This window comes from Mangrovimicrobium sediminis (genome assembly GCF_004745945.1).
Classification (GTDB): Bacteria; Pseudomonadota; Gammaproteobacteria; order Pseudomonadales; family Halieaceae; genus Mangrovimicrobium; species Mangrovimicrobium sediminis.
In genome coordinates this window covers 1-1,883 of sequence record NZ_SRLE01000049.1, presented here as the reverse complement: position 1 = coordinate 1,883, position 1,883 = coordinate 1, and the positions used below count along the sequence as shown (strand labels likewise).

3 protein-coding genes are annotated in these 1,883 nt (G+C 66.1%); 1 reads left to right on the top strand and 2 read right to left on the bottom strand.

Going from position 1 to position 1,883, the window contains the following annotated elements; translation table 11 throughout:
* Positions 1–51: 51 nt before the first annotated feature.
* The gene (locus E4634_RS21215) at positions 52–327 is read right to left on the bottom strand and encodes a hypothetical protein (protein WP_135446678.1); all 276 of its coding nucleotides are present in this window, start codon (positions 325–327) and stop codon (positions 52–54) included.
* Between the two features lie 311 nt (positions 328–638).
* On the opposite strand from E4634_RS21215, the gene E4634_RS21210 reads away from it, so the two are divergent.
* Complete coding sequence (locus tag E4634_RS21210) at positions 639–821, top strand: hypothetical protein (RefSeq protein WP_135446677.1); 183 nt, start codon at positions 639–641, stop codon at positions 819–821.
* On the opposite strand, the gene E4634_RS21205 is transcribed toward E4634_RS21210, so the two are convergent.
* On the bottom strand, positions 811–1,883 hold a 1,073-nt coding region (locus tag E4634_RS21205), incomplete at its 5' end, for an aldo/keto reductase (RefSeq protein ID WP_167855026.1). The two genes, E4634_RS21210 and E4634_RS21205, sit on opposite strands and share 11 nt — an antisense overlap.

Here is a 1,883-nt window from a genome sequence, read left to right as displayed (position 1 = left end):
CTACGCTCACGTTCAACCCAATAAATCCGGATAACGCCTGGATCTTCCGTATTACCGTTTTTTTTTGCAAGCAGTAGGCGGCATCCGAGATTCGTCGAAGCAGGCCAGCACACAGGAGATTACCAGCACGAGTGACCAAATGGCCACATAAGTCAGGTCGCTGGACAGCAACACCCGGGGCCAGATGCCCTGGGCCAGGGCCAGCACGGCCACCACGCCCGCGGTGGCCAGGTTGAGATCGGCGCCGATACCGCGAAAGCGCGTGCTCTCAACGATGCGTGACTGGATCTCCTGAAGCTGTGTCAAAGCGCGATCGAACTCGCTCATCGGCTTACCTCCACATTAGCTTTGCAGTGCAAAGTATCTAGCAGCCCAGCGGGTGTCAATCCCGAGGGCCGGTTGAATTCGGCAGGCGGGGCGGCTACAGTCCGGGGCCATCAGCCACCGCCCGAGAACGCCCATGTACCTGCCCGGCCACTTCCAGAATGGCTATGTTACCCGCAACCTCGACCTCGCCGCGGAAACTTTTGCCCACGAGTTCGCCGTCGACGACTTCGATTTCGACAACGTCGAGGTCGCGGTGCGCACACCGGCGGGCGAGGGCGTGGCGCGCTTTCGCGTCGCCCTGGCCTGGGCCGGTGACCGCCACCGAAGCCGCGCGCCGCGGCTGGGAGGTGGCCCTGGAAGGCAGTGTCCCGGGCATCGATTTTCTCTACCTGGACACCAGCGCCACCCTCGGCCACTACGTCGAATACATGTGCGCCACCCCCGAGGCCTGGGCCGGCCTGCGCTGGCCCGCGGGACTCGCGGTCAGCCGTTAAGCGCATCGAGAATCGCCAGCCGCCCCCCCTGCGCCTCCTCCGCCAGGGAGAACAGCGCGGGAATCCCGGACACCCCCGGCTGGGTTTCCAGCACCTTCGGGTTACCCGCCGCCCAGATCGAACGGCACTCGCGCTTGTGGATCAGCCACAGGTCCCCGGCGCGCACCAACTGGTCGTCGTACCAGCCGCCGGACTCGAACATGTTGCCGCCCTCCCCCACGTCGCGAATAAAGCGCCCGTGCACGAAGCTCAGGCAGTGGGCGCGGTCGCCGTCGACCACCACGGTGTGGTTGGTGGTGACGTGCTGGGTCGCCCAGAACGGCGAGTGAATGGCCTCGAAAGCCTGTAGCAGGGTGGCGCGATCGCTCCACACCGCCCCGCCGCCGAAATCGACGCTGGCGTCCTCGGTGAACACGCGGTCGAAGAGGTGCCACTGCTGGGTGTCCAGCGCTGCGGCGTAGAGGTTGATGGTGTTGACCACACCCATGCGGTCATCCTGGGACATGCTGGTTCTCCTGTTGTCGATTATTGTCGCTGTAACATCGCCGCCTGACACTAGCCCGGCAGCGCTACCCGGACGCCGCCGAACATGCCGTCGGCGACCTCGCCCTCGATCATGTCCTGGGGGAAACACCTGCGCCACCTCGCCGACGGTCGCCGCGATGCCCAGGGTGCGCTGGTTGAGCAGGCCGGTGGCGATATTGATTTTCTCGCGGGTGTCGAGGTCGCCGATCCCGCGGGAGTCCAGGGACTTGAGCTCGGTGTTCGCGTACTTGCCCGAGAGCACCCCGCCGGCCAGTGGCGACCAGGGACACACACCGAGTCCCATCTCCTGCGCCATGGGCATGAACTCGCGCTCCACGCTGCGCTCGGCCAGGCTGTAGGGAATCTGCAGGGCGACCAGCGGCGACCAGCCGCGCAGGTCGGCGATGGCCTGCAGCCGCGCGATCTGCCAGGCCGGGGTATCGGAGATGCCCACGTACAGCACCTTGCCCGCGCGCACCAGGTCGTCGAAGCCGCGCAGCACTTCCTCCGCCGGCGTGCGCCGGTCCCACACGTGCA

Bases quoted from the DNA above. Each gene is read 5' to 3' on its own strand.
- E4634_RS21215 (WP_135446678.1), bottom strand. From the start codon at position 327: ATGAGCGAGTTCGATCGCGCTTTGACACAGCTTCAGGAGATCCAGTCA.